Source organism: Serratia sp. CY47280 (assembly GCF_052168655.1).
In the GTDB taxonomy this organism is placed as follows: domain Bacteria; phylum Pseudomonadota; class Gammaproteobacteria; order Enterobacterales; family Enterobacteriaceae; genus Serratia; species Serratia bockelmannii.
The window spans coordinates 1,209,353-1,229,598 of the sequence record NZ_JBJNMG010000001.1 but is presented as its reverse complement, the minus strand read 5'-3'; the positions used below and the strand labels follow the sequence as shown (position 1 = coordinate 1,229,598).

General features: G+C 60.4%; 25 protein-coding genes and 1 pseudogene. 18 read left to right on the top strand and 8 right to left on the bottom strand.

Annotated features, from left to right (window positions below):
• Positions 1-76 precede the first annotated feature (76 nt).
• The 7 genes and pseudogenes from cheY (at position 77) to ACJ8J4_RS05980 (ending at position 5,630) form a co-directional block, all read left to right on the top strand.
• The gene (gene cheY, locus ACJ8J4_RS06010) at positions 77-466 is read left to right on the top strand and encodes a chemotaxis response regulator CheY (RefSeq protein ID WP_004934862.1); all 390 of its coding nucleotides are present in this window, start codon (positions 77-79) and stop codon (positions 464-466) included.
• A 10-nt stretch (positions 467-476) separates the two neighbouring features.
• Entirely contained in the window at positions 477-1,121 is a 645-nt protein-coding gene (gene cheZ, locus ACJ8J4_RS06005) for a protein phosphatase CheZ (RefSeq protein ID WP_004934858.1), read from the top strand.
• A gap of 125 nt (positions 1,122-1,246) precedes the next feature.
• Positions 1,247-1,480 (top strand): type II toxin-antitoxin system VapB family antitoxin, encoded by a 234-nt coding sequence (vapB, locus tag ACJ8J4_RS06000; RefSeq protein WP_089195989.1) that lies wholly within the window; start codon positions 1,247-1,249, stop codon positions 1,478-1,480.
• Positions 1,480-1,877, top strand: a pseudogene (gene vapC / locus ACJ8J4_RS05995) (type II toxin-antitoxin system tRNA(fMet)-specific endonuclease VapC). The gene vapB and the pseudogene vapC overlap by 1 nt, the downstream one beginning before the upstream one ends.
• Before the next feature lie 126 nt (positions 1,878-2,003).
• The gene (flhB, locus tag ACJ8J4_RS05990) at positions 2,004-3,155 is read left to right on the top strand and encodes a flagellar biosynthesis protein FlhB (RefSeq protein WP_043138644.1); all 1,152 of its coding nucleotides are present in this window, start codon (positions 2,004-2,006) and stop codon (positions 3,153-3,155) included.
• Positions 3,148-5,226 carry a flagellar biosynthesis protein FlhA gene (flhA, locus tag ACJ8J4_RS05985; RefSeq protein WP_025303268.1) on the top strand — a complete coding sequence of 693 codons (2,079 nt, stop codon included), beginning with the start codon at positions 3,148-3,150 and terminating at the stop codon, positions 5,224-5,226. Before flhB ends, flhA begins: the two co-directional genes overlap by 8 nt.
• Positions 5,226-5,630, top strand: a complete 405-nt coding sequence (locus tag ACJ8J4_RS05980) for a flagellar protein FlhE (RefSeq protein ID WP_038629510.1) — start codon at positions 5,226-5,228, stop codon at positions 5,628-5,630. Before flhA ends, ACJ8J4_RS05980 begins: the two co-directional genes overlap by 1 nt.
• A 2-nt stretch (positions 5,631-5,632) precedes the next feature.
• On the opposite strand, the gene ACJ8J4_RS05975 is transcribed toward ACJ8J4_RS05980, so the two are convergent.
• The 5 genes from ACJ8J4_RS05975 to flgA form a co-directional block, all read right to left on the bottom strand.
• Positions 5,633-5,935 carry a helix-turn-helix domain-containing protein gene (locus ACJ8J4_RS05975; protein ID WP_015378258.1) on the bottom strand — a complete coding sequence of 101 codons (303 nt, stop codon included), beginning with the start codon at positions 5,933-5,935 and terminating at the stop codon, positions 5,633-5,635.
• Positions 5,928-6,302 carry a type II toxin-antitoxin system RelE/ParE family toxin gene (locus tag ACJ8J4_RS05970; RefSeq protein WP_025303266.1) on the bottom strand — a complete coding sequence of 125 codons (375 nt, stop codon included), beginning with the start codon at positions 6,300-6,302 and terminating at the stop codon, positions 5,928-5,930. The genes ACJ8J4_RS05975 and ACJ8J4_RS05970 overlap by 8 nt, the downstream gene beginning before the upstream one ends.
• 230 nt (positions 6,303-6,532) lie before the next feature.
• Positions 6,533-6,967 (bottom strand): flagella synthesis protein FlgN, encoded by a 435-nt coding sequence (locus ACJ8J4_RS05965; RefSeq protein WP_025303265.1) that lies wholly within the window; start codon positions 6,965-6,967, stop codon positions 6,533-6,535.
• 40 nt (positions 6,968-7,007) lie between these two features.
• The gene (gene flgM / locus ACJ8J4_RS05960) at positions 7,008-7,319 is read right to left on the bottom strand and encodes a flagellar biosynthesis anti-sigma factor FlgM (protein WP_004934832.1); all 312 of its coding nucleotides are present in this window, start codon (positions 7,317-7,319) and stop codon (positions 7,008-7,010) included.
• Positions 7,320-7,448: 129 nt separating this feature from the next.
• The gene (gene flgA, locus ACJ8J4_RS05955) at positions 7,449-8,102 is read right to left on the bottom strand and encodes a flagellar basal body P-ring formation chaperone FlgA (protein ID WP_025303264.1); all 654 of its coding nucleotides are present in this window, start codon (positions 8,100-8,102) and stop codon (positions 7,449-7,451) included.
• Between the two features lie 160 nt (positions 8,103-8,262).
• On the opposite strand from flgA, the gene flgB reads away from it, so the two are divergent.
• The 11 genes from flgB (at position 8,263) to flgL (ending at position 18,417) form a co-directional block, all read left to right on the top strand.
• Positions 8,263-8,676 carry a flagellar basal body rod protein FlgB gene (flgB, locus tag ACJ8J4_RS05950; RefSeq protein ID WP_025303263.1) on the top strand — a complete coding sequence of 138 codons (414 nt, stop codon included), beginning with the start codon at positions 8,263-8,265 and terminating at the stop codon, positions 8,674-8,676.
• Between the two features lie 5 nt (positions 8,677-8,681).
• Positions 8,682-9,086: a flagellar basal body rod protein FlgC gene (flgC, locus tag ACJ8J4_RS05945; protein ID WP_004934826.1), complete on the top strand. Its 405-nt coding sequence runs from the start codon at positions 8,682-8,684 to the stop codon at positions 9,084-9,086.
• 12 nt (positions 9,087-9,098) lie between these two features.
• Positions 9,099-9,776, top strand: a complete 678-nt coding sequence (gene flgD, locus ACJ8J4_RS05940; RefSeq protein WP_016927297.1) for a flagellar hook assembly protein FlgD — start codon at positions 9,099-9,101, stop codon at positions 9,774-9,776.
• Positions 9,777-9,830: 54 nt separating this feature from the next.
• Positions 9,831-11,054 (top strand): flagellar hook protein FlgE, encoded by a 1,224-nt coding sequence (flgE, locus tag ACJ8J4_RS05935; RefSeq protein ID WP_099817138.1) that lies wholly within the window; start codon positions 9,831-9,833, stop codon positions 11,052-11,054.
• Between the two features lie 12 nt (positions 11,055-11,066).
• Positions 11,067-11,822, top strand: coding sequence for a flagellar basal body rod protein FlgF (locus ACJ8J4_RS05930; protein ID WP_043138634.1), 756 nt, complete (start codon positions 11,067-11,069; stop codon positions 11,820-11,822).
• Positions 11,823-11,840: 18 nt separating this feature from the next.
• Positions 11,841-12,623 (top strand): flagellar basal-body rod protein FlgG, encoded by a 783-nt coding sequence (flgG, locus tag ACJ8J4_RS05925; RefSeq protein ID WP_004934819.1) that lies wholly within the window; start codon positions 11,841-11,843, stop codon positions 12,621-12,623.
• A gap of 83 nt (positions 12,624-12,706) precedes the next feature.
• Positions 12,707-13,408, top strand: a complete 702-nt coding sequence (gene flgH, locus ACJ8J4_RS05920) for a flagellar basal body L-ring protein FlgH (RefSeq protein ID WP_004934817.1) — start codon at positions 12,707-12,709, stop codon at positions 13,406-13,408.
• 10 nt (positions 13,409-13,418) lie between these two features.
• Positions 13,419-14,519, top strand: coding sequence for a flagellar basal body P-ring protein FlgI (locus ACJ8J4_RS05915; protein WP_099817139.1), 1,101 nt, complete (start codon positions 13,419-13,421; stop codon positions 14,517-14,519).
• A complete protein-coding gene (gene flgJ / locus ACJ8J4_RS05910; RefSeq protein ID WP_004934815.1) occupies positions 14,519-15,463 on the top strand; it encodes a flagellar assembly peptidoglycan hydrolase FlgJ in 945 nt (314 codons plus the stop codon). Before ACJ8J4_RS05915 ends, flgJ begins: the two co-directional genes overlap by 1 nt.
• A gap of 285 nt (positions 15,464-15,748) precedes the next feature.
• A complete protein-coding gene (gene flgK / locus ACJ8J4_RS05905) occupies positions 15,749-17,398 on the top strand; it encodes a flagellar hook-associated protein FlgK (RefSeq protein WP_033643519.1) in 1,650 nt (549 codons plus the stop codon).
• A gap of 59 nt (positions 17,399-17,457) precedes the next feature.
• Positions 17,458-18,417, top strand: a complete 960-nt coding sequence (gene flgL, locus ACJ8J4_RS05900) for a flagellar hook-associated protein FlgL (protein WP_016927302.1) — start codon at positions 17,458-17,460, stop codon at positions 18,415-18,417.
• Positions 18,418-18,689: 272 nt separating this feature from the next.
• Here the strand turns inward: flgL and sra are convergent, their stop codons facing one another.
• From sra to fliQ, 3 genes are all read right to left on the bottom strand, one after another.
• Complete coding sequence (gene sra, locus ACJ8J4_RS05895) at positions 18,690-18,824, bottom strand: stationary-phase-induced ribosome-associated protein (RefSeq protein ID WP_087763075.1); 135 nt, start codon at positions 18,822-18,824, stop codon at positions 18,690-18,692.
• Positions 18,825-19,180: 356 nt separating this feature from the next.
• Positions 19,181-19,963: a flagellar biosynthetic protein FliR gene (gene fliR / locus ACJ8J4_RS05890; RefSeq protein WP_043138626.1), complete on the bottom strand. Its 783-nt coding sequence runs from the start codon at positions 19,961-19,963 to the stop codon at positions 19,181-19,183.
• A gap of 2 nt (positions 19,964-19,965) precedes the next feature.
• Positions 19,966-20,235 (bottom strand): flagellar biosynthesis protein FliQ, encoded by a 270-nt coding sequence (gene fliQ / locus ACJ8J4_RS05885; RefSeq protein ID WP_004934803.1) that lies wholly within the window; start codon positions 20,233-20,235, stop codon positions 19,966-19,968.
• Positions 20,236-20,246: the final 11 nt, after the last annotated feature.

Here is a 20,246-nt window from a genome sequence, read left to right as displayed (position 1 = left end):
GCGATATGACCCTGGTTCGCCGCGCGGCGGCCTGCGGTTTTGCATCATTAAACGGTTAACTATTTCAGGAGTAACAATGGCAGACAAGAACCTCAGATTTCTGGTTGTGGACGACTTTTCCACCATGCGCCGCATCGTCAGAAATTTGCTCAAAGAGCTGGGCTTCAACAACGTCGAAGAAGCTGAAGATGGCGCGGATGCGCTGAACAAGCTGCGCGCCGGCGGTTTCGACTTCGTGGTGTCCGATTGGAACATGCCGAACATGGACGGACTCGAACTGTTACAGACCATTCGCGCCGATAGCGCGCTGGCCGCGATGCCGGTACTGATGGTGACGGCGGAAGCCAAGAAAGAAAATATCATCGCGGCGGCGCAGGCCGGCGCCAGCGGTTATGTAGTGAAACCATTTACGGCGGCGACGCTGGAAGAAAAGCTCAACAAGATTTTTGAAAAATTGGGCATGTAAGGAGAGGGCGATGAGAGACATTCCAATGCCTGCCAGCGATGCAGCGACCGCGGGAGAGATCATCTCCCGCATCGGCCAACTGACCCGAATGCTGCGCGACAGCATGCGCGAACTGGGGCTCGATCAGGCGATCGCCCAGGCGGCAGAGGCGATCCCGGATGCGCGCGACCGTCTTGACTATGTCGTAACCATGACGGCGCAGGCGGCGGAACGGGCGTTGAACTGCGTGGAGGCAGCGCAACCGCGCCAGGCGGAGCTGGAATCCGGCGCCAACGCGTTGAAAGGGCGCTGGGACGAGTGGTTCGCCAATCCCATCGAACTGGACGATGCGCGTTCTCTGGTCAACGACACGCGCCAGTATCTGGATCAGGTGCCGGGCCATACGGCCTTCACCAACGCACAGCTGCTGGAAATCATGATGGCGCAGGACTTCCAGGATCTGACCGGTCAGGTGATCAAGCGCATGATGGATGTGGTGCAGGAGATCGAAAAGCAGCTGCTGATGGTGCTGATGGAAAACATGCCGGAGCAGCCGGTGAAGGAAAAACGGCCGAACGACAGCCTGCTGAACGGCCCGCAGCTCGACCAGAACGGCGTCGGCGTCATCGCCAACCAGGCGCAGGTCGACGATCTGCTCGACAGCCTCGGTTTCTGAGGCTTTTCGGGGCGCGCGACGGCGCGCCCCGAAAGTTGCGCGGTGTCCCGCAAAGATTAATGTATATAGCATTACTATATACATCATGGCGGTTATAATTTGTACTCCAATTTAAGGAGGTCGCCATGACGTTAGGTTCTGTCTTTACCAATAATCGGACACAGGCTGTACGCTTGCCCGCAGAGGTGCGTTTCCCTGATACCGTTTCTAAAGTGACCGTTCGCGTAGTGGGCAAAGAGCGCATTCTTGCCCCCCTGGAGAATACTTGGGACAGTTTCTTCTGTGCGGCAAATGAGGTGAGCGATGATTTCCTCAATGAACGTGCAGGACAGCACCAGGGTGAGCGGGAAGATTTTTGATGTTCAGTCATATGCTGGACACCAACATTGTTATCTATGTCATCAAGCGCCGGCCGCTGGAAGTGCTGGAGGCATTCAATCGCTATGCAGGTAAAATGGTCATTTCGTCGATCACCTATGGCGAATTGGTTCACGGGTGGAGAAAAGCGCTCGTCCAGCGGTGAACGCCAGAGTCGTTGAAGATTTTGTCTCCCGATTGGACATTCTCGATTACAGCGCCAAAGCGGCATCGCACTATGGCAATATCCGGGCTGCGCTGGAACGCCAGGGAACGCCTATTGGCGTAAACGATCTACATATCGCCGGGCATGCGCGCAGCGAAGGATTGATCCTGGTGACCAATAATCGACGCGAACTTGAGTGCGTTGAGGGGTTGCGGCTGGAAAATTGGTTGTAACGTCTCCCTGATGGGCTCATCCCCTAAATAACCCGCCTTTTTCCCCGTTGTTCCGCCAATGACATCGCCAATTTTTTGGCATGCTGACCGCCATTCTTTACCCTCCCGACACAGGAACGGCGTTTCGTGGCTGAAGACAGCGATCTGGAAAAAAGCGAGGCCCCCACGCCCCACCGGCTGGAGAAGGCGCGTGAAGACGGCCAGATCCCGCGCTCCCGCGAGCTGACCTCGGTACTGATGCTGCTCTCGGGCCTCGCGATCATCCTGATGTCCGGCAGCAACATGGCGCAACAGCTGGCGGCGATGCTCACGCAGGGGTTGAACTTCGACCATGGCATGGTCAGCAACGATAAACAGATGGTACGCCAACTCGGCATGCTGCTGCGCCAGGCGGTGCTGGCGCTGTTGCCGATCATGGCGGGGCTGGTACTGGTGGCGCTCGCCGCGCCGATGCTGCTGGGGGGCATTTTGTTCAGCGGCAAGTCGATTAAATTCGACTTGAAGCGGTTGAACCCGCTGTCCGGGTTGAAGCGCATCTTTTCCACCCAGGTGCTGGCCGAGCTGCTGAAAGGGATCCTGAAAGCGACGCTGGTCGGTTGGGTGACCGGTCTTTATCTGTGGCACAACTGGGCGGCGATGCTGCATCTGATGACTCAGCAGCCGCTCGACGCGTTGGGCAATGCGCTGCAGATGATCCTGTTCTGCGGTTTTCTGGTGGTGCTGGGATTGACGCCGATGGTGGCGTTCGACGTGTTCTACCAGCTGTGGAGCCACTTCAAGAAGCTGAAGATGACCAAGCAGGATATTCGCGACGAATTCAAAGACCAGGAAGGGGACCCGCACGTTAAGGGGCGTATTCGCCAGCAGCAGCGGGCGATCGCCCGGCGCCGCATGATGGCCGACGTGCCTAAGGCGGACGTGATCGTCACCAACCCGACGCACTACGCCGTCGCGTTGCAGTACAACGACAAAAAAATGAGTGCGCCGAAAGTGCTGGCCAAAGGGGCCGGCGAAATCGCCTTGCGCATTCGTGAGCTCGGTGCGGAGCACCGCATTCCGATGCTGGAGGCGCCGCCGCTGGCGCGTGCGCTGTATCGGCACAGCGAGATTGGACAACATATTCCGGCCACCCTGTATGCCGCCGTCGCCGAAGTGCTGGCCTGGGTGTACCAGCTGCGCCGCTGGCGGCGCGAGGGCGGCCTGATCCCGAAAAAACCTGAACGTTTACCGGTGCCGGAAGCACTGGATTTTGCAAGAGAGAGTGACTCTGATGGCTAATTTGGCCTCCCTGCTTCGTTTGCCGGGCAATTTTAAAGATACGCAGTGGCAGGTGTTGGCCGGCCCGGTGCTGATCCTGTTGATCCTGTCGATGATGGTGCTGCCGCTGCCGGCGTTTATCCTCGATCTGCTGTTTACCTTCAACATCGCGCTGTCAATCATGGTGCTGCTGGTGGCGATGTTCACCCAGCGCACGCTCGAATTCGCCGCCTTCCCGACCATTCTGCTGTTCTCCACGCTGCTGCGTTTGTCGCTCAACGTCGCGTCGACGCGCATCATCTTGCTGGAGGGCCACACCGGTTCCGCCGCCGCCGGGCGCGTGGTGGAAGCCTTTGGCCACTTCCTGGTGGGGGGCAACTTCGCCATCGGCATCGTGGTGTTCATCATCCTGGTGCTGATCAACTTTATGGTAATTACCAAAGGTGCAGGGCGTATCGCCGAAGTGGGCGCGCGCTTCGTGCTGGACGGCATGCCGGGTAAACAGATGGCGATCGACGCCGACCTGAACGCCGGGCTGATCGGTGAAGACGAAGCGAAGAAACGCCGCGCTGAAGTGACCCAGGAGGCCGATTTCTACGGCTCGATGGACGGTGCCAGTAAATTCGTACGTGGCGATGCCATTGCCGGCCTGATGATCATGGTGCTGAACGTCGTCGGCGGCCTGTTGGTCGGTGTCGTGCAGCATGGCATGGAGCTGGGGGCGGCGGCGGAAAGCTATACGCTGCTGACCATCGGTGACGGCCTGGTGGCGCAGATCCCAGCGCTGGTGATCTCCACCGCCGCCGGCGTCATCGTCACCCGCGTCGCGACCGATCAGGACGTCGGCGAGCAGATGGTGGGCCAGCTGTTCAACAATCCGCGCGTGATGTTGCTGAGCGCCGGAGTACTGGGGCTGTTGGGCCTGGTGCCGGGCATGCCGAACCTGGTGTTCCTGCTGTTTACCGCCGCTTTGCTGGGCCTGGCCTGGTGGCTGCGTGGCCGTGAACAACAGGCACCGAAAACGGTGGAAGAACCGGCGATGCCGGAGAATCCGCAGGCCGCCGAGGCCAGCTGGGCCGACGTGCAGTTGGAAGATCCGCTGGGGATGGAAGTGGGCTACCGGCTGATTCCGATGGTCGATTTTCAACAGAACGGCGAGCTGCTGGGGCGTATCCGCGGGATCCGCAAGAAATTCGCGCAGGACATGGGCTATTTGCCGCCGGTGGTACACATCCGCGACAATCTGGAACTGCCGCCAGCCAGCTACCGCATCCTGATGAAAGGCGTTGAGATCGGCAGCGGTGAAGCGCAGCCGGGCCGTTGGCTGGCGATCAACCCCGGCAATGCCGTGGGCGAGCTGGCGGGAGACAAAACCGTCGATCCCGCCTTTGGGCTCGAGGCGGTATGGATCGACAGCGCCTTGCGCGAGCAGGCGCAGATCCAGGGCTTTACCGTGGTGGAAGCCAGTACCGTAGTGGCGACGCACCTTAATCACCTGATCGGCCAGTTTGCCAGCGAGCTGTTTGGCCGCCAGGAAACTCAGCAGCTGCTGGACCGTGTTTCACAAGAGATGCCGAAGCTGACCGAAGACTTCGTGCCGGGCGTGGTGTCGCTGACGACGCTGCACAAAGTGCTGCAAAACCTGTTGGCCGAACGCGTTTCTATCCGCGATATGCGCACCATCGTCGAAACGCTGGCGGAACATGCCCCGGCGCAAAGCGATCCTTATGAGCTGACGACCGTGGTGCGGGTGGCGCTGGGCCGGGCGATCACGCAGCAGTGGTTCCCGGGCAACGGCGAAATTCAGGTTATCGGTTTGGATACCCAGCTGGAGCGCCTGTTGCTGCAGGCGTTGCAGGGCGGCGGCGGTCTGGAGCCGGGGCTGGCCGACCGCCTGCTGGAACAGGCGCGTCAAGCGCTGCAACGGCAAGAGATGCTCAGCGCGCCGCCGGTGCTGTTGGTTAACCATGCGCTGCGTCCTTTACTGGCGCGCTTCCTGCGCCGCAGCCTGCCGCAGCTCGTGGTGCTGTCCAACCTGGAGATTAACGACGATCGCCAGATTCGCATGACGTCGACCATTGGAGCCGCCTGATGAAACGCTGTCTGTTCGTGTTGTGTTTGCTGGCGCCGTTAACCGCCGGCGCGGTGTCCGGCTCCTGGGTGGCCGAAGGGGCGGGCGTGACGTTGGAACAGGGCGGCATGCGCGATGAGTCCGCCGGTTTGCGGCCGCCGAACGCGTTGCCGGATGCCAATGCGCGCATCACCCGCGTCAGCTGGCGCTACCGTTTGCTGGGGCCTGAACCAGTGGGGCTGCAGGCGCAGCTTTGCACGGTCAACCGCTGCATTCCGCTGGGCGGCGGCAGCGGCAGCAGCAACGGTCTGCAGGGCGAGCCGGCCAATGCGGAATTGCGTTTCGTCTATTACGTGCAGTCGCAAGGCGGGTTGAACCCGCCGCTGCGGGTGATTGGCAATCAGGTGATCGTCAATTATCAGTAAGATCAGGCCAGAATTTGCAGGCCGTTGCGTTCCACCAGCGTCAGCAGCTTCATCGCGGCGGAGTTCGGTTGCGCTTCGCCGCGCTCCCATTTCTGTACCGCCTTTTTGCTGACGTTGAGATACAGCGCAAACACCGGCTGACTGACGTTTTCCCGTTCGCGCAGCGCGCGGATCTCGGCCGGCCCGAACTGCTTCACCGGCCGCAGGCACAGCATGTCGAAGGTACGCATGGTCACGTCGTCGACGAAACCGGCGCGGTGCAGGCCCTGAACTTCCTGGTGGATCTCGGCAAGAATTTTACTCATCGCTTAGCCTCCGTAACTCCCTGTTGTTGACCAGCTGGTAGAGTCTGAATGGCGAATAATCCAGATACAGCGCAGCCAGATGTTTCAATCCCTGTAACTCATCCGCACTGATGTTTTCTCTCTCGCTTTTGGCAAAGCCGCGCATAAAAAACAGGCGGTCTTCATCGCGAAAAACGATCAGCACCCGATAGCCGCCACGTTTGCCCGCACCAGCCCGAGCGATGCGCTTTTTGTATACGCAACCGCCAAGATTGGCGTCGTACCGCTGATGCTGCATTTCTCGCGCCGCTTTCACTATCGTGGCGTCGCTAATGCGCTCGCGTGCGGCAAAACCCTGAAAGGTTTTGGTGAGATAGATATCAGCCATTCGCTCTCCCTGCGAATCTATACCCGTTAAGGGTATATTTCAAGTGATTTAAAAATCACCACAGGGTGACAAGTGGCCAAAGGGAAAGAAACAGCTAAATTCACGTTCTGCGCAGCCTGACGCATAACGTTAAGGGAACTCAGGAGGTGATGAGGTGAAAATGCGAGGGGATGCGCAAAAGTCGGCTAACGCGTGCCCGGTGATAGGCTCACCGGGCGAAATGAGTCAGGTCAGACGCCGATTTTTCTGCCGAGCAGGCTGCCGGCGTGCGACTGGCCGTCCGGGCCATACAGCGATTTGTTGTTCTTACTGAGGATAGCCAGCGCCTGAGCGTTGTGGTCGATCTGCTGATTGAGCAGCAGGCCGTTGTGCTGGTTCTTCTCACGCAGCGTTTGGCTCAGCAACTGAACGCGTTGCCAGCGATCGGCCAGAGGCGCATGGCTGGCATAGGGCGCGCGTTGCCCGCAGGTTTTTTCCTGCCCCAGGCGCTGTTGCTCGAGGTAAGCGACCGTCGCCAGCAGTTGGCTTTTGGCATCGGTGACGCGCTGCAAGGCCACGCCGGGCAACTGGCCGGAACACAGCAAGTCGTGCTCTTCCTCCAGCACGCCATTGAGCGCCTGCAGTGTTTCCAACAGTTTGTCCAGCAGTTGTACCAGCTTTTCCATAGTGATGACTTATCCTTTATCGCTACCCGCCGCCGCGTTGTCAGTCGCGTCCGGCGATCCATTGAACATCGCTCTGCGCGTCTTGCAGCAGTGCGTCGGCGATTTTGCCGGCGTCCATCTTCAGTTCACCGTTGCGGATCGCCTGTTTGATGGCCTCGACCCGGCCCATATCGATATCCTGGGTGCCCGGTTGCATCAGGCGCGCCTGCGCCTCGCTCAGTTTGACCTGTGTGCCGCTGACGGCGGTTTCGGCCACGGCGGCCTTGCGCGGTTGGAGCGGGTTGTCGGCCGGGGTTTCACGCGGTTGCACAGTGGAAACCGGCTGTAACCGCTGGGTGCGATCGATACTCATGGTCCATCTCCGTTTACGCCGTGGCCGCTCGGGGGCGACGACGCTGCAATGAAAGTTTTGCGGCCCTGGTGGCCAATAAAATGCTGCTTGATTTGTCTTATCGGCAAGGTTTGCGGAACCTTTACTTTTTTATAACGTAATGCGGATCGCGCCGTCGTCCCCGACCACGCCGCTGACGATCTGCCCGGACGCCATGCGCACCCGCACGCTGTCTTCGGCGGCGGCGTTGTTCATCGCCTTACCCGCACCGCTGATGCTGAATCCTTCGCCCTGTGCATTGACCTGTACCGATTGCCCGGCCTTGATAATCCAGGCGCGGCGCAGCATGGCGAGGGTCAGCGGCTGACCGGGGCTAATGTTGCGCAGGCTGACGGCACCTAACGCTTTGCTCGCTTCGGTCAGCGCACGCGGCGGCAGGGTATCGAGCCGACCTGCTTTCAACGTCAGATCCGCCGCCGTCAACCGGCTGCCGGCGCTGATGCCGCGCGCCGAAACGAGATAGCGGCCAAACACCTGCACCTGCGTCTGGATAAAACGCCGCTCCTGGCCACAGCGCGCCGAAATGCTGACGTTGCCGCCGATCCGCGCGTTGGGCGGCAGCGACAGCTGCGGCAGTTCGCAAGCGGGCCATTGGTTCGGCGGCGTGCGCACCCGCACTTTTACCTGTACCGGTTCGCCGCTGAACTTGCCTTGGATGAAGCTTTCGATTTGCGTCGCCAGATCGTCGGCGCGCGCGTTCAGACTGCACAGCAGGCCGATAAGCAGCAGCATTTTACCTTTCATCGTCATCTTCTCAAGCTTCATCGGGATACGCGTAAGTGTACCCGCAGCGCGCGCAGGCTAAGCAGATAAATAGCGCCCCATTTTGCGTTTATTCCCGCGATAGGGTAGCGCGGGGGGCGTTTATGCTGTCGACTCCAAATTCTAACCTCGCGGAGGGAGCATGCTCGACAAACTGGACGCGGCTCTGCGCTTTGGCCAAGAGGCGCTGAACTTGCGCGCCCAGCGGCAGGAAATTCTGGCCGCCAACATCGCCAACGCAGACACACCGGGTTATCAGGCGCGGGATATCGATTTCGCCAGCCAATTGAACAAAGTGATGGAGCAGGGGCGCGTCAGCGGCAACGGCATGTCGCTGAACCTGACGGCGGCGCGCCACATCCCGGCGCAGACCCTGCAGCCGCCGCAGCTCGATCTGCTGTTCCGGGTGCCTGATCAGCCGTCGATGGACGGCAACACGGTGGACATGGATCGCGAACGCACCAACTTTGCCGATAACAGCCTGAAATATCAGACCGACCTGACGCTGCTCAACGGTCAGATCAAAGGGATGATGTCCGTGCTGCAACAAGGATAAGGCGCATGTCTTTACTGAATATTTTTGATATCTCCGGCTCGGCGTTATCGGCGCAATCCCAGCGCATGAACGTCAGCGCCAGCAACATGGCCAACGCCGACAGCGTGACCGGTCCGGACGGCGAGCCTTACCGCGCCAAGCAGGTGGTGTTCCAGGTCGCGGCGGCCCCCGGGCAGCCGACCGGCGGCGTACGCGTCGCTCAGGTGGTGGACGATCCGGCGCCCGAGCGTCTGGTCTATCAACCGGGCAACCCGCTGGCGGACGCCAAGGGCTACGTGCGCATGCCGAACGTCGACGTGGTGGGTGAAATGGTCAACACCATCTCCGCTTCCCGCAGCTACCAGGCCAATGTCGAGGTGCTCAACACCACCAAGTCGATGATGATGAAAACCCTGACGTTGGGTCAGTAACCGGAGGTTCCCATGGCTATCGCCGCAACCACGAACGAGTCGTTGGACAACACCGTCATCGGTAACAACAGCAAAAATACCAACAGCCAGGATCTGCACAACAGTTTCCTGACGCTGCTGGTGGCGCAGTTGAAAAACCAGGATCCGACCAATCCGATGCAGAACAACGAACTGACCTCGCAGCTAGCGCAGATCAACACCGTGCAGGGCATCGAAAAACTCAACACCACGCTGGGGTCGATCTCCGGCCAGATCAACAGCAACCAGTCGCTGCAAGCCACTGCGCTGATCGGCCACGGCGTGATGGTGCCGGGCAATAACATTCTGGTCGGCAGCAAGGACGGCAAGGTCAGCACGACGCCGTTCGGCGTGGAACTGGAGCGCGCCGCCGATCAGGTGACCGCTACCATCACCAACGCCAGTGGGCAGGTGGTGCGCACCATCGAAATCGGCGGCCTGACCGCCGGTGTGCATGCCTTCACCTGGGACGGTTCGCTGGATGACGGCTCTACCGCACCCGACGGCGCCTACAAAGTGGCGATTAACGCCAAAGGCAATGGCGAGCAACTGGTGGCGCGCAGCCTGCACTTCGGCCTGGTGAACGGCGTGATCCGCGACGGCAACGGCGCCAAGCTGGATCTCGGTCTGGCGGGCAACGCCACCCTGGAAGACGTGCGACAGATCTTATAACCCTAAGCATCAGGCTCAATCGGACGATAGCCTGACCACTATTCGGAGAATAACATGGCCTTTTCTCAGGCAGTCAGCGGCTTGAACGCGGCAGCAACCAACCTGGACGTGATCGGTAACAACATCGCCAACTCCGCGACTGCGGGCTTCAAATCCGGCAGCGTCTCCTTTGCCGATATGTTCGCCGGTTCACAGGTCGGTCTGGGCGTCAAAGTGTCCGGCATCACCCAGAACTTCAAGGGTGGCACCACCACCGGTACCAGCCGTGCGCTGGATGTGGCCATCAACGGCAACGGTTTTTTCCGCATGCAGGATAAAGACGGCGGCATCTTCTATACCCGCAACGGTCAGTTCAAGCTGGACGAGAACCGCAACCTGACCAACATGCAGGGGCTGCAGCTGACCGGCTACCCGGCGGCCGGTTCTCCGCCGACCATCCAACAGGGTGCCAACCCGGTGCCGTTGAGCATTCCTGAAGGTATGATGAACGCCAAGGCATCCACCTCCGGCGAGATGGTGGCCAACCTGAAGTCCACCCATAAAGTGCCGGAGAACAAGACCTTCGATCCGACCAAACAGGACAGCTACAACTACGTCAACACCATCACCGCTTACGACTCGCTGGGTAACGCGCACAACATCAACGCCTACTTCGTGAAGACGGAAGACAATAAATGGCAGGTCTACACCCAGGACGGCAGCGCCGCGCCAGTGAACGCCGGCACCATGGAGTTCAGCACCAGCGGCAACCTGGTGAAAACCACCAGCACCAACGGCGCGCCGGGCGAGTTCAGCATGGTGATCCCGATGACCGCCAAAGACGGCGCACCGGCGCAAAACTTCACCCTGAGCTTCGCCGGCAGCATGCAGCAGAACGTGGGCAGCGACTCGGTGAGCAAGGTATCGCAAGACGGCTATGCCGCCGGTGAATACACCAACTTCCAGATCAACAACGACGGCACAGTGGTGGGCATCTACTCCAACCAGCAGACTCAGGTGCTGGGCCAGATCGTCATGGCCAACTTCTCCAACCCGGAAGGGCTGGCGTCGCAGGGCGATAACGTGTGGCAGGAAACCGGTGCGTCCGGTCAGCCGCGCGTTGGTCTGTCGGGCGGCGGCGGCTTCGGTAAGCTGACCAGCGGCGCGCTGGAGTCTTCCAACGTCGATCTGAGCCAGGAGCTGGTGAACATGATCGTCGCACAGCGTAACTACCAGTCCAACGCCCAGACCATCAAGACGCAGGACTCCATCCTGCAGACGTTGGTTAGCCTGCGCTAATAAGGCCGAGTTATGGATCACGCGATTTATACCGCGATGGGCGCGGCGCGCCAAACGCTGGAACAGCAGTCCATTACCGCCAACAACCTGGCCAATGCGTCGACGCCGGGCTTTCGCGCCCAGCTCGCCGCATTGCGCGCGGTGCCGGTCGACGGGCCGAGCATGGCGACGCGCACCTTGGTGACCGCGTCGACGCCGGGCGCCGATATGAGCCAGGGGGCGCTGAACTACACGGCGCGTCCGCTGGACGTGGCGCTGCAGCAGGACGGTTTCCTGGCGGTGAGCCTGCCGGGTGGGGGGGAAGCCTATACCCGCAACGGCAACATTCAGATCTCCTCCACCGGGCAGTTGACGGTGCAGGGATTGCCGGTGATGGGTGACGGCGGCCCGATCGAGGTGCCGCCGTCGGCGGAGATCACCATCGCGGCCGACGGTACCATTTCGGCGCTGAACGCCGGCGATCCGCCGAACACCATCGCGCAGATTGGCCGTCTGAAGCTGGTGAAAGCCGATGCGCGCGAAGTGATGCGCGGTGACGACGGGCTGTTCCGCCTGACGCCGGAAACTCAACAGCAGCGCGGCAATCAGTTGCAAAACGATCCGCAGGTGCGGGTGATGCCGGGCGTGCTGGAGGGCAGCAACGTCAAGCCGATGGAGACCATGGTCGACATGATCGCCAACGCCCGCCGTTTTGAAATGCAAATGAAAGTCATCCACAGCGTGGATGAAAACGAACAGCGTGCCAACTCACTGCTCTCAATGAGTTAAGCAGCAAGGAAATAACCGATGATTCCATCCTTATGGATTGCCAAAACCGGTCTGGACGCGCAGCAGACCAACATGGACGTGATCGCCAACAACCTGGCGAACGTCAGCACCAACGGCTTCAAACGCCAGCGTGCGGTATTTGAAGATCTGCTGTACCAGACCATGCGTCAGCCGGGGGCACAGTCCTCCGAACAGACCACGCTGCCTTCCGGTCTGCAGATCGGCACCGGCGTGCGTCCGGTGGCGACCGAGCGTCTGCACAGCCAGGGCAACCTGTCGCAGACCAACAACAGTAAAGACGTCGCCATCAAGGGGCAGGGTTTCTTCCAGGTGATGCTGCCGGACGGCACCCAGGCCTACACGCGCGACGGCTCGTTCCAGATCGATCAGAACGGCCAGCTGGTCACATCCAGCGGTTTCCAGGTGCAGCCGGCGATCACCATTCCGGCGAACGCGCTGTCCATCACCGTCGGCCGCGACGGCATCGTCAGCGTCACCCAGCAGGGGCAAACCGCCGCCCAGCAGGTGGGTCAACTGACGCTGACGACCTTTGTCAACGACAGCGGTCTGGAGAGCGTGGGCGAGAACCTGTATCAGGAAACCGAAAGCTCGGGCGCGCCGAACGAGAGCACGCCGGGGCTGAACGGCGCCGGTCTGCTGTATCAGGGCTACGTGGAGACCTCCAACGTTAACGTGGCGGAAGAGCTGGTCAACATGATCCAGACTCAGCGCGCTTACGAGATCAACAGCAAAGCGGTTTCGACTTCCGATCAGATGCTGCAAAAGCTGACGCAACTGTAATCTGTCATTGACGGGCCCGGCTTGCCGCGCCCGTCATTCTCTTTCGTGAAACAAAGGCGATACCCGTGGTAACCACATATTCGATGGCAATCCTGCCGCGGCAGGGACAACGCTGGCTGGCGGGAATGGTGATGCTGACGCTGAGCGGCTGCGCTTATATTCCGCATAAACCGCTGGTGGACGGTGCGACCACGGCGCAGCCCGCGCCGGCCAGCGCGCCGATGCCGAACGGCTCGATCTTCCAGACGGTGCAGCCGATGAACTACGGCTATCAGCCGCTGTTCGAAGACCGCCGTCCGCGCAACGTCGGTGACACCCTGACCATCGTGCTGCAGGAAAACGTCAGCGCCAGCAAGAGCTCTTCCGCCAACGCCAGCCGCAACGGCGCCAGCAAGTTCGGCGTCGCCACCTCGCCGCGTTACCTCGACGGTCTGTTGGGCAATGCGCGCGCCGATATGGACATTTCCGGCGACAGCACCTTCGGTGGCAAGGGCGGCGCCAACGCCAACAACACCTTCAACGGCACCATTACGGTGACGGTCAACCAGGTGCTGGCCAACGGCAACCTGCACGTGGTGGGGGAAAAGCAGATCGCCATCAACCAGGGCACCGAATTCATTCGCTTCTCCGGCGTCGTTAACCCGCGCACCATCAGCGGCAACAACTCGGTCACCTCGACGCAGGTGGCGGACGCGCGTATCGAATACGTCGGCAATGGCTATATCAACGAAGCGCAGACCATGGGCTGGCTGCAGCGCTTCTTCTTAAATGTTTCACCGTTCTAAGGATTGACTGATGCTGAAAAAATGGTTTATCGCGCTGTGCGTCGGGCTGGTGTGCTTGCCGGCGGTGGCGGAGCGCATCCGCGATCTGGTGACGGTGCAGGGCGTGCGAGACAACGCCCTGATCGGCTACGGCCTGGTGGTGGGGCTGGACGGTTCCGGCGACCAGACCATGCAGACGCCGTTCACCACCCAAAGTCTGAGTAACATGCTGTCGCAGTTGGGCATCACCGTGCCGCCGGGCACTAACATGCAGCTGAAAAACGTGGCGGCGGTGATGGTGACCGCCAAACTGCCGCCGTTCTCGCGCGCCGGGCAGAACATCGACGTGGTGGTTTCATCGATGGGCAACGCCAAGAGCCTGCGCGGCGGCACCTTGCTGATGACGCCGCTCAAAGGCGTGGATAACCAGGTCTATGCGCTGGCGCAGGGCAACGTGCTGGTCGGCGGCGCGGGCGCGGCGGCCGGCGGCAGCAGCGTGCAGGTCAACCAGCTGGCGGGCGGGCGCATCAGCAACGGCGCCACCATTGAGCGCGAGCTGCCGACCACCTTCGGCAGCGGCGGCGTACTCAACCTGCAGCTGAACGACGAAGACTTCACGCTGGCGCAGCAGATCAGCGACGCCATCAACCGCCAACGCGGCGGCGGCACCGCGACGCCGCTCGACGCCCGCACGATCCAGGTGCTGGTGCCGCAGGGCAACAGCTCTCAGGTGCGTTTCCTGGCGGAGATTCAAAACATCACCGTCAACGTCGGCGCGATGGACGCCAAAGTGATCATCAACTCGCGCACCGGGTCGGTGGTGATGAACCGCGATGTGATCCTCGATTCCTGCGCCGTCGCCCAGGGCAACCTGTCGGTGGTGGTCGATCGGCAGAACACCGTCAGCCAACCGACGACGCCGTTCGGCGGCGGCCAGACGGTGGTGACGCCAAACACCCAGATCTCGGTGCAACAGCAGGGCGGATCGCTGCAGAAGGTGAACGCCAGCGCCAACCTGAACAACGTCATTCGCGCGCTGAACGCGCTGGGCGCCACGCCGATCGATCTGATGTCGATCCTGCAGGCGATGCAGAGCGCCGGCTGCCTGCGCGCCAAGCTGGAAATCATCTGATGGCCGGCGATCTGATGGCAATGTCGGGTGCGGCCTATGACGCCCAGGCGCTGAACGGTCTGAAGCGCGATGCGGCGGCCGACCCGCAGGGCAACCTCAAGCAGGTGGCCCAGCAGGTAGAAGGCATGTTCGTGCAGATGATGCTGAAAAGCATGCGATCCGCCTTGCCGCAGGACGGGGTATTGAGCAGCGATCAAACGCGGCTCTATACCTCGATGTACGACCAGCAAATCGCCCAGCAGATGTCGCAAAAAGGGCTGGGGCTGGCCGACATGATGGTCAAGCAGATGAGCAACGCCAACGCGGTGCCGAGTGAAACGGCGGGCCTGTCGCCGATGGCGCTGGACAACGAGGTGCTGCAAACGCTGCCGAACCAGGCGCTGGAGCAGATGGTGCGCCGCGCGATGCCGAAAGCCCCGCCGGCCGCCGCGCCACTGTCGCTCAACAACGGCAACTTCGTCGCTCGCCTGTCGATCCCGGCGAAGGTCGCCAGCCAGCAGAGCGGCATTCCGCATCAGCTGATCGTCGCGCAGGCGGCGCTGGAGTCCGGCTGGGGGCAGCGCGAGATCCCGACCTCAGACGGCACGCCGAGCTACAACCTGTTCGGCATCAAGGCCGGCGGCAGCTGGAACGGGCCGGTGACGGAGATCACCACCACCGAGTTCGAACAGGGCGCGGCGAAGAAGGTGAAGGCGAAGTTCCGCGTCTACGGGTCGTATGTCGAAGCGATTGCCGACTACGTCAAACTGCTGACCAACAACCCGCGCTATGCCGACGTGGCCGCCGCGCGCAGCCCGGAGCAGGCGGCGCATGCGCTGCAACGCGCCGGGTACGCCACCGATCCGCAGTACGCCAGCAAACTGGTCAGCGTGATTCAGCAGATGAAGAGCGCGGGGGAACAGGCGGTGAAAGCTTACACCCACGATCTGAAAGATTTGTTCTAAATCCCCGTCATTCTTGACGCCGCAGCGGCGTTGACTGCACAAGCTCGCCCCGGTCACTTGGCTTAACCAAGCGCTCGGGGACGCCCTTGCTTGTCGCCTTGCTGCGACGCCAATTATTTAGGGGATAGGCGGTAACGAAGGCTAGCTGGATGCTGACCGCGTTGCCGCTTTTTTTCCTCAAGTTCTTCTCATTTTGGCCGATAACCGAAACAGGCTGAGCGAACAGGCTCAGCAGCTCAATTAAGAACCCTGTGGGCCACCGGCGCCGCAGCATAAGGAATTCCGATGTCCAATAGCTTAATCAATACCGCGATGAGCGGGCTGAATGCGGCTCAGGTGGCGCTCAGTACCGTCAGCAACAACATCTCCAACTACAACGTGGCGGGCTACAACCGCCAGACCGCGATCCTGGCGCAGAACGGCGGCATGGCCACCATGAGCGGCTTTATCGGCAACGGCGTGACCGTCACCAGCGTTAACCGCGAGTACAACCAGTTCATCACCAACCAGCTGCGCGGCGCACAAAGCGCGTTCGGGGCGCAGAACGCCTATTACGAGAAGATTTCGCAGATCGACAATCTGTTGGCGAGCAAGACCAACCCGCTGTCGACCAACATGCAGGATTTCTTTACCAACCTGCAGAACCTGGTGAGCAACGCCGGTGATGATGCCGCGCGCCAAACGGTGCTGGGCAAGGCCAACGGCCTGGTGAACCAGTTCAACAACACCGACAAATTTCTGCGCGACATGGACAACGGCGTTAATCAGCAGATCAGCGATACGGCGCAGCAGATCAACAGCTACGGCCAGCAGATCGCCAAGCTGAACGATGAGATCACCCGTTTGCGCGGCAGCGCCGGCGGCGAGCCAAATGCGTTGCTGGATCAGCGCGATCAGCTGGTCACCGAATTGAACCAACTGGTGGGCGTACAGGTCACGCAACAGGACGGCGACGCCTATACCGTCTCCTTCGCCAACGGCTTGACGCTGGTGCAGGGCAGCAATACGTATCAGGTGGAAGCCGTGCCTTCCAGCAGCGATCCTTCCCGTCTGACTATCGGCTATAACCGCGGCAACGGCGCCAGCGAAGTGCCGGAAGGCCAGATCACCAGCGGCACGCTGAGCGGCGTGCTGAAATTCCGCAGCGAAACGCTGGACGGCGTGCGCAATCAGCTGGGCCAGTTGGCGCTGGCGATGGCGGACAGCTTTAACCAACAGCATCGCGCCGGCTTCGATCTGAACGGTGACGCAGGCGGCGACTTCTTCAGCTTCAGCGGCGGCCGGGTGGTGGATAACACCCGCAACACCGGCGACGCGTCGCTGTCGGTTTCTTACACCGATACCGGCAAGGTGAAGGCTAACGATTATCGCGTTGAGTTCGACGGCAGCAACTGGCAGGTCAGCCGCCTGCCGGACAATGTGAAAGTCAACGCCACGCCGGGCACCAGCGCCGACGGCAAACCGACGCTGAACTTCGACGGGTTGGAAGTGAGCATCGACGGCAATGCGCAGGCCAAAGACAGCTTCACCGTGAAGCCGGTCAGCGACGTGGCGGGCAACCTGAAAGTGGCCATCACCGATTCGTCCAAGATCGCCGCCGCCGGTAAAGACGACAGCGGCCGCGGCGATAACGAGAACGCCAAGAAGCTGCTGGATCTGCAAACCAAAAACCTGGTGGACGGCAAAGCGACCCTGAGCGGCGCTTACGCCGGCATCGTCAGCGGCGTCGGCAACCAGACCGCCGCCGCCAAGGCCATCGCTACCTCGCAGGCCAAAATCGTCACGCAGCTGGGCGCGCAACAGCAGTCGATGTCCGGCGTCAACCTTGACGAAGAGTACGGTGAACTGCTGCGTTTTCAGCAGTACTACATGGCCAACGCGCAGGTGATTCAGACCGCCAGCTCGCTGTTCGACGCGCTGCTGAATATTCGTTGATTTCATTGTTAATCGGCGCCGATAACGGCGCCGGTCGCTCAGAGTAAGGAACCCACAGCATGCGCATGAGCACCAGCATGATGTACCAACAGAACATGAACGGCATCACGGGCAACCAGTCGCTGTTCATGAAGGCGGCCGAGCAGCTTTCCTCGGGCAAGCGGGTGATCAACCCGTCCGACGATCCGCTGGCGGCGTCGCGCGCGGTGATGTTGTCGCAGTCGCAGGCGGAAAACAGCCAGTACACCCTGGCGCGCACCTTCGCTCGTCAGAACGTGTCGATGGAAGAAACGGTATTGGCCGGCGCGACGTCCACCATCGCGGATATGAAGGCGCTGATCGTCAACGCCGGCGGCACCGAAAGCGATAACGATCGCCAGTCGCTGGCCACCCAACTGCAGGGGCTGAAAGATCAGCTGCTGAACCAGGCCAACAGCACCGACGGCAACGGCCGCTATATGTTCGGCGGATACGTGAACGACAAGGCGCCGTTCGTCGATAACGGCGGCACCGTCAGTTATCAGGGCGGGGACAAGACGGTTCAGCAGAAAGTGGACGCCAACCGCACCATGACCATCGGCCATACCGGCAACGCGGTGTTCATGTCGTTGACCAGCAATCCGAAGCCCGAGCCGGACGGCAGCGCGCCGGTCAGCAACGTATTCGAGAGCATCGATATTGCGCTGAACGCGTTGAAAACCCCGCTGCAGGGCGCCGATGAGGCCACCAAGCAGCAGGTGAACGATGCCTTGGCGAAAGCCAACCGCGGTCTGGACAACTCCTACAACAACGTGTTGAGCGTGCGCGCCGAGCTGGGCAGTCAGCTGCAGGAAATGGATCAGCTGGACAGCATCGGTAAAGAGCGTGACATGACCAACCAGATCCAGATGAGCGCGTTGACGGATGCCGATCTGGCCGAGTCTATCTCGTCTTATTTCATGCAGCAGGCAGCGCTGCAGGCGTCGTATAAAACCTTCAGCGATATGCAGGGCATGTCGCTGTTCCAGATGAATCGTTAAGAGCAATACCCCGTTGCCTGACCGCGACGGGTTTCCCTTTAGTGCGCTTAGAAAATGCCTTCTCCGCCTCGCGGGGAGGGAGGCTTCTTGAAACCGGGTGCACTCGTTTGGCGCGTCGCTCGTTCTCCCACTACTGACTGAGTGACGCGCCTTTTTTTCATCAGGAAAGAAATAATACGATTGTCACCCCTGTTTAATGCGCAATGGCATTATTGAAATCAGCGGTGGAAGAATCGCGATGGATATTATTTCCCTGACGATAAATAGCGCTGCTATTTCTTTTTCTTCTCCACTTTCCATTTTCCGCCGTCGGCCGTCTCGGTAAACGAAACTCTAAACTTGTTGCTTTTCCAGTGGGTCAGACCGAATAACCGGCGTGCTTTGCGGTTGCTTTTCGCTTTAATCATGAACTCGCTCCTGTGGTTAGCAAAGGTCGATGCTGCGCCCTGCAGCCGGTAGGCGCCGGACGCATTTATTCAGGGTGTAAGTTATCTGTCGCGCATTTTACCCTGCGTGACTGCGTTATTTTTTATTTCCAATTGGGAGTCAGCGTTTTTATCGCCGCTGATGACTAGCGTGGTACAAGCGATATTTCTGTTGCCGGGTCTATTCTAGGTCGGGGTTTTATTTATTCAAGCCGCCGGAGACATTTGAACCTTAATCCGGATAAAAGGCGTTTCTCAGGCTTTTGTCCCAAGAAAGCGTTTTTATTGCCATTTTGTCTCAGGCAGATAAGGGGGAAAGGGAGGGGCGTTGCAGGGGCTTAGAAGGTCATGCCGCCGATCACCGCCGCCAGTCGATCGAAGATTTCACCGAACAGATGTTCACAGAACGGCGCCAGCATCGGCATCATCATACCCAGCGTCATGATGCCGAAGGTCATGGTGACCGGGAAACCGATCACGAAGACCGACAGCTGCGGGGTCATGCGATTGAGCAGGCCGAGCGCCATGTTCAGCGTCAACAGCAGGCAGATCAGCGGCAGCGCCAGCATCATGCCGTTGATGAAAATCAGCGAGCCAACCTGGGTCAACACCAGGAAGCCGTTGCCGTTCAGCGGCTGCGTTTGGATAGGCAGGGTATGGAAGCTGTCCGCCAGCAGTGAAATCAGCCACAGATGGCCGTCGAAGCTGAGGAACAGCAGCATCGCCAGCAGGTTAAGCAGGCGCGCCAGCACCGGCATGTTCGGGCCGCCGCTGGGATCGAAGAAGGTGGCGAACGACAGGCCCATCTGCATGCCGATCACTTCGCCCGCCAGGCGCACCGCCGCGAAGGCGAACTGCATGGTCAATCCCAGCGCCACGCCGATCAGAATCTGTTGAACCGCCAGCCACAGGCCGGCGGCGGAGAAGATCGGGATATTGCTGGCGGGCAGCGTCGGCGCGATCAGGATGACGATCAGCCCGCCAAGGCCGATTTTGACCTTTTTGCTGATTTGTTTTTCGCTGAATATCGGCGCGGTGCTGATCAGCGCCAGAATGCGCAGCAGCGGCCAAAAATAGTGGCTGAGCCAGACGGTGAGCTGGGCGCTGTCGAAGGTGAGCACGGTCAGCCGATCAGGGTGGGCAGGTTGCTGAACAGAGTGCGCATGTAGTCCAGCAACAGATTCAACATCCAGGGACCGGCGATGATGATGGTGGCCACCACCGCCAGAATTTTAGGGATGAACGACAGCGTCATTTCGTTGATCTGGGTGGCGGCCTGCAGCAGGCTGACGACCAGGCCGCTGATCAGCGCCGCCAGCAGCAGCGGGGCGGCCAGCGCCAGCGCGACTTTCATCGCTTCGGTGCCGAGCGCCATAACCGATTCAGGTGTCATCTCGCGTTCTC

Bases quoted from the DNA above. Each gene is read 5' to 3' on its own strand.
- cheY (WP_004934862.1), top strand. From the start codon at position 77: ATGGCAGACAAGAACCTCAGATTTCTGGTTGTGGACGACTTTTCCACC.
- cheZ (WP_004934858.1), top strand. From the start codon at position 477: ATGAGAGACATTCCAATGCCTGCCAGCGATGCAGCGACCGCGGGAGAG.
- vapB (WP_089195989.1), top strand. From the start codon at position 1,247: ATGACGTTAGGTTCTGTCTTTACCAATAATCGGACACAGGCTGTACGC.
- flhA (WP_025303268.1), top strand. From the start codon at position 3,148: ATGGCTAATTTGGCCTCCCTGCTTCGTTTGCCGGGCAATTTTAAAGAT.
- ACJ8J4_RS05980 (WP_038629510.1), top strand. From the start codon at position 5,226: ATGAAACGCTGTCTGTTCGTGTTGTGTTTGCTGGCGCCGTTAACCGCC.
- ACJ8J4_RS05975 (WP_015378258.1), bottom strand. From the start codon at position 5,935: ATGAGTAAAATTCTTGCCGAGATCCACCAGGAAGTTCAGGGCCTGCAC.
- ACJ8J4_RS05970 (WP_025303266.1), bottom strand. From the start codon at position 6,302: ATGGCTGATATCTATCTCACCAAAACCTTTCAGGGTTTTGCCGCACGC.
- ACJ8J4_RS05965 (WP_025303265.1), bottom strand. From the start codon at position 6,967: ATGGAAAAGCTGGTACAACTGCTGGACAAACTGTTGGAAACACTGCAG.
- flgM (WP_004934832.1), bottom strand. From the start codon at position 7,319: ATGAGTATCGATCGCACCCAGCGGTTACAGCCGGTTTCCACTGTGCAA.
- flgA (WP_025303264.1), bottom strand. From the start codon at position 8,102: ATGAAAGGTAAAATGCTGCTGCTTATCGGCCTGCTGTGCAGTCTGAAC.
- flgB (WP_025303263.1), top strand. From the start codon at position 8,263: ATGCTCGACAAACTGGACGCGGCTCTGCGCTTTGGCCAAGAGGCGCTG.
- flgC (WP_004934826.1), top strand. From the start codon at position 8,682: ATGTCTTTACTGAATATTTTTGATATCTCCGGCTCGGCGTTATCGGCG.
- flgD (WP_016927297.1), top strand. From the start codon at position 9,099: ATGGCTATCGCCGCAACCACGAACGAGTCGTTGGACAACACCGTCATC.
- flgE (WP_099817138.1), top strand. From the start codon at position 9,831: ATGGCCTTTTCTCAGGCAGTCAGCGGCTTGAACGCGGCAGCAACCAAC.
- ACJ8J4_RS05930 (WP_043138634.1), top strand. From the start codon at position 11,067: ATGGATCACGCGATTTATACCGCGATGGGCGCGGCGCGCCAAACGCTG.
- flgG (WP_004934819.1), top strand. From the start codon at position 11,841: ATGATTCCATCCTTATGGATTGCCAAAACCGGTCTGGACGCGCAGCAG.
- flgH (WP_004934817.1), top strand. From the start codon at position 12,707: ATGGCAATCCTGCCGCGGCAGGGACAACGCTGGCTGGCGGGAATGGTG.
- ACJ8J4_RS05915 (WP_099817139.1), top strand. From the start codon at position 13,419: ATGCTGAAAAAATGGTTTATCGCGCTGTGCGTCGGGCTGGTGTGCTTG.
- flgJ (WP_004934815.1), top strand. From the start codon at position 14,519: ATGGCCGGCGATCTGATGGCAATGTCGGGTGCGGCCTATGACGCCCAG.
- flgK (WP_033643519.1), top strand. From the start codon at position 15,749: ATGTCCAATAGCTTAATCAATACCGCGATGAGCGGGCTGAATGCGGCT.
- flgL (WP_016927302.1), top strand. From the start codon at position 17,458: ATGCGCATGAGCACCAGCATGATGTACCAACAGAACATGAACGGCATC.
- sra (WP_087763075.1), bottom strand. From the start codon at position 18,824: ATGATTAAAGCGAAAAGCAACCGCAAAGCACGCCGGTTATTCGGTCTG.
- fliQ (WP_004934803.1), bottom strand. From the start codon at position 20,235: ATGACACCTGAATCGGTTATGGCGCTCGGCACCGAAGCGATGAAAGTC.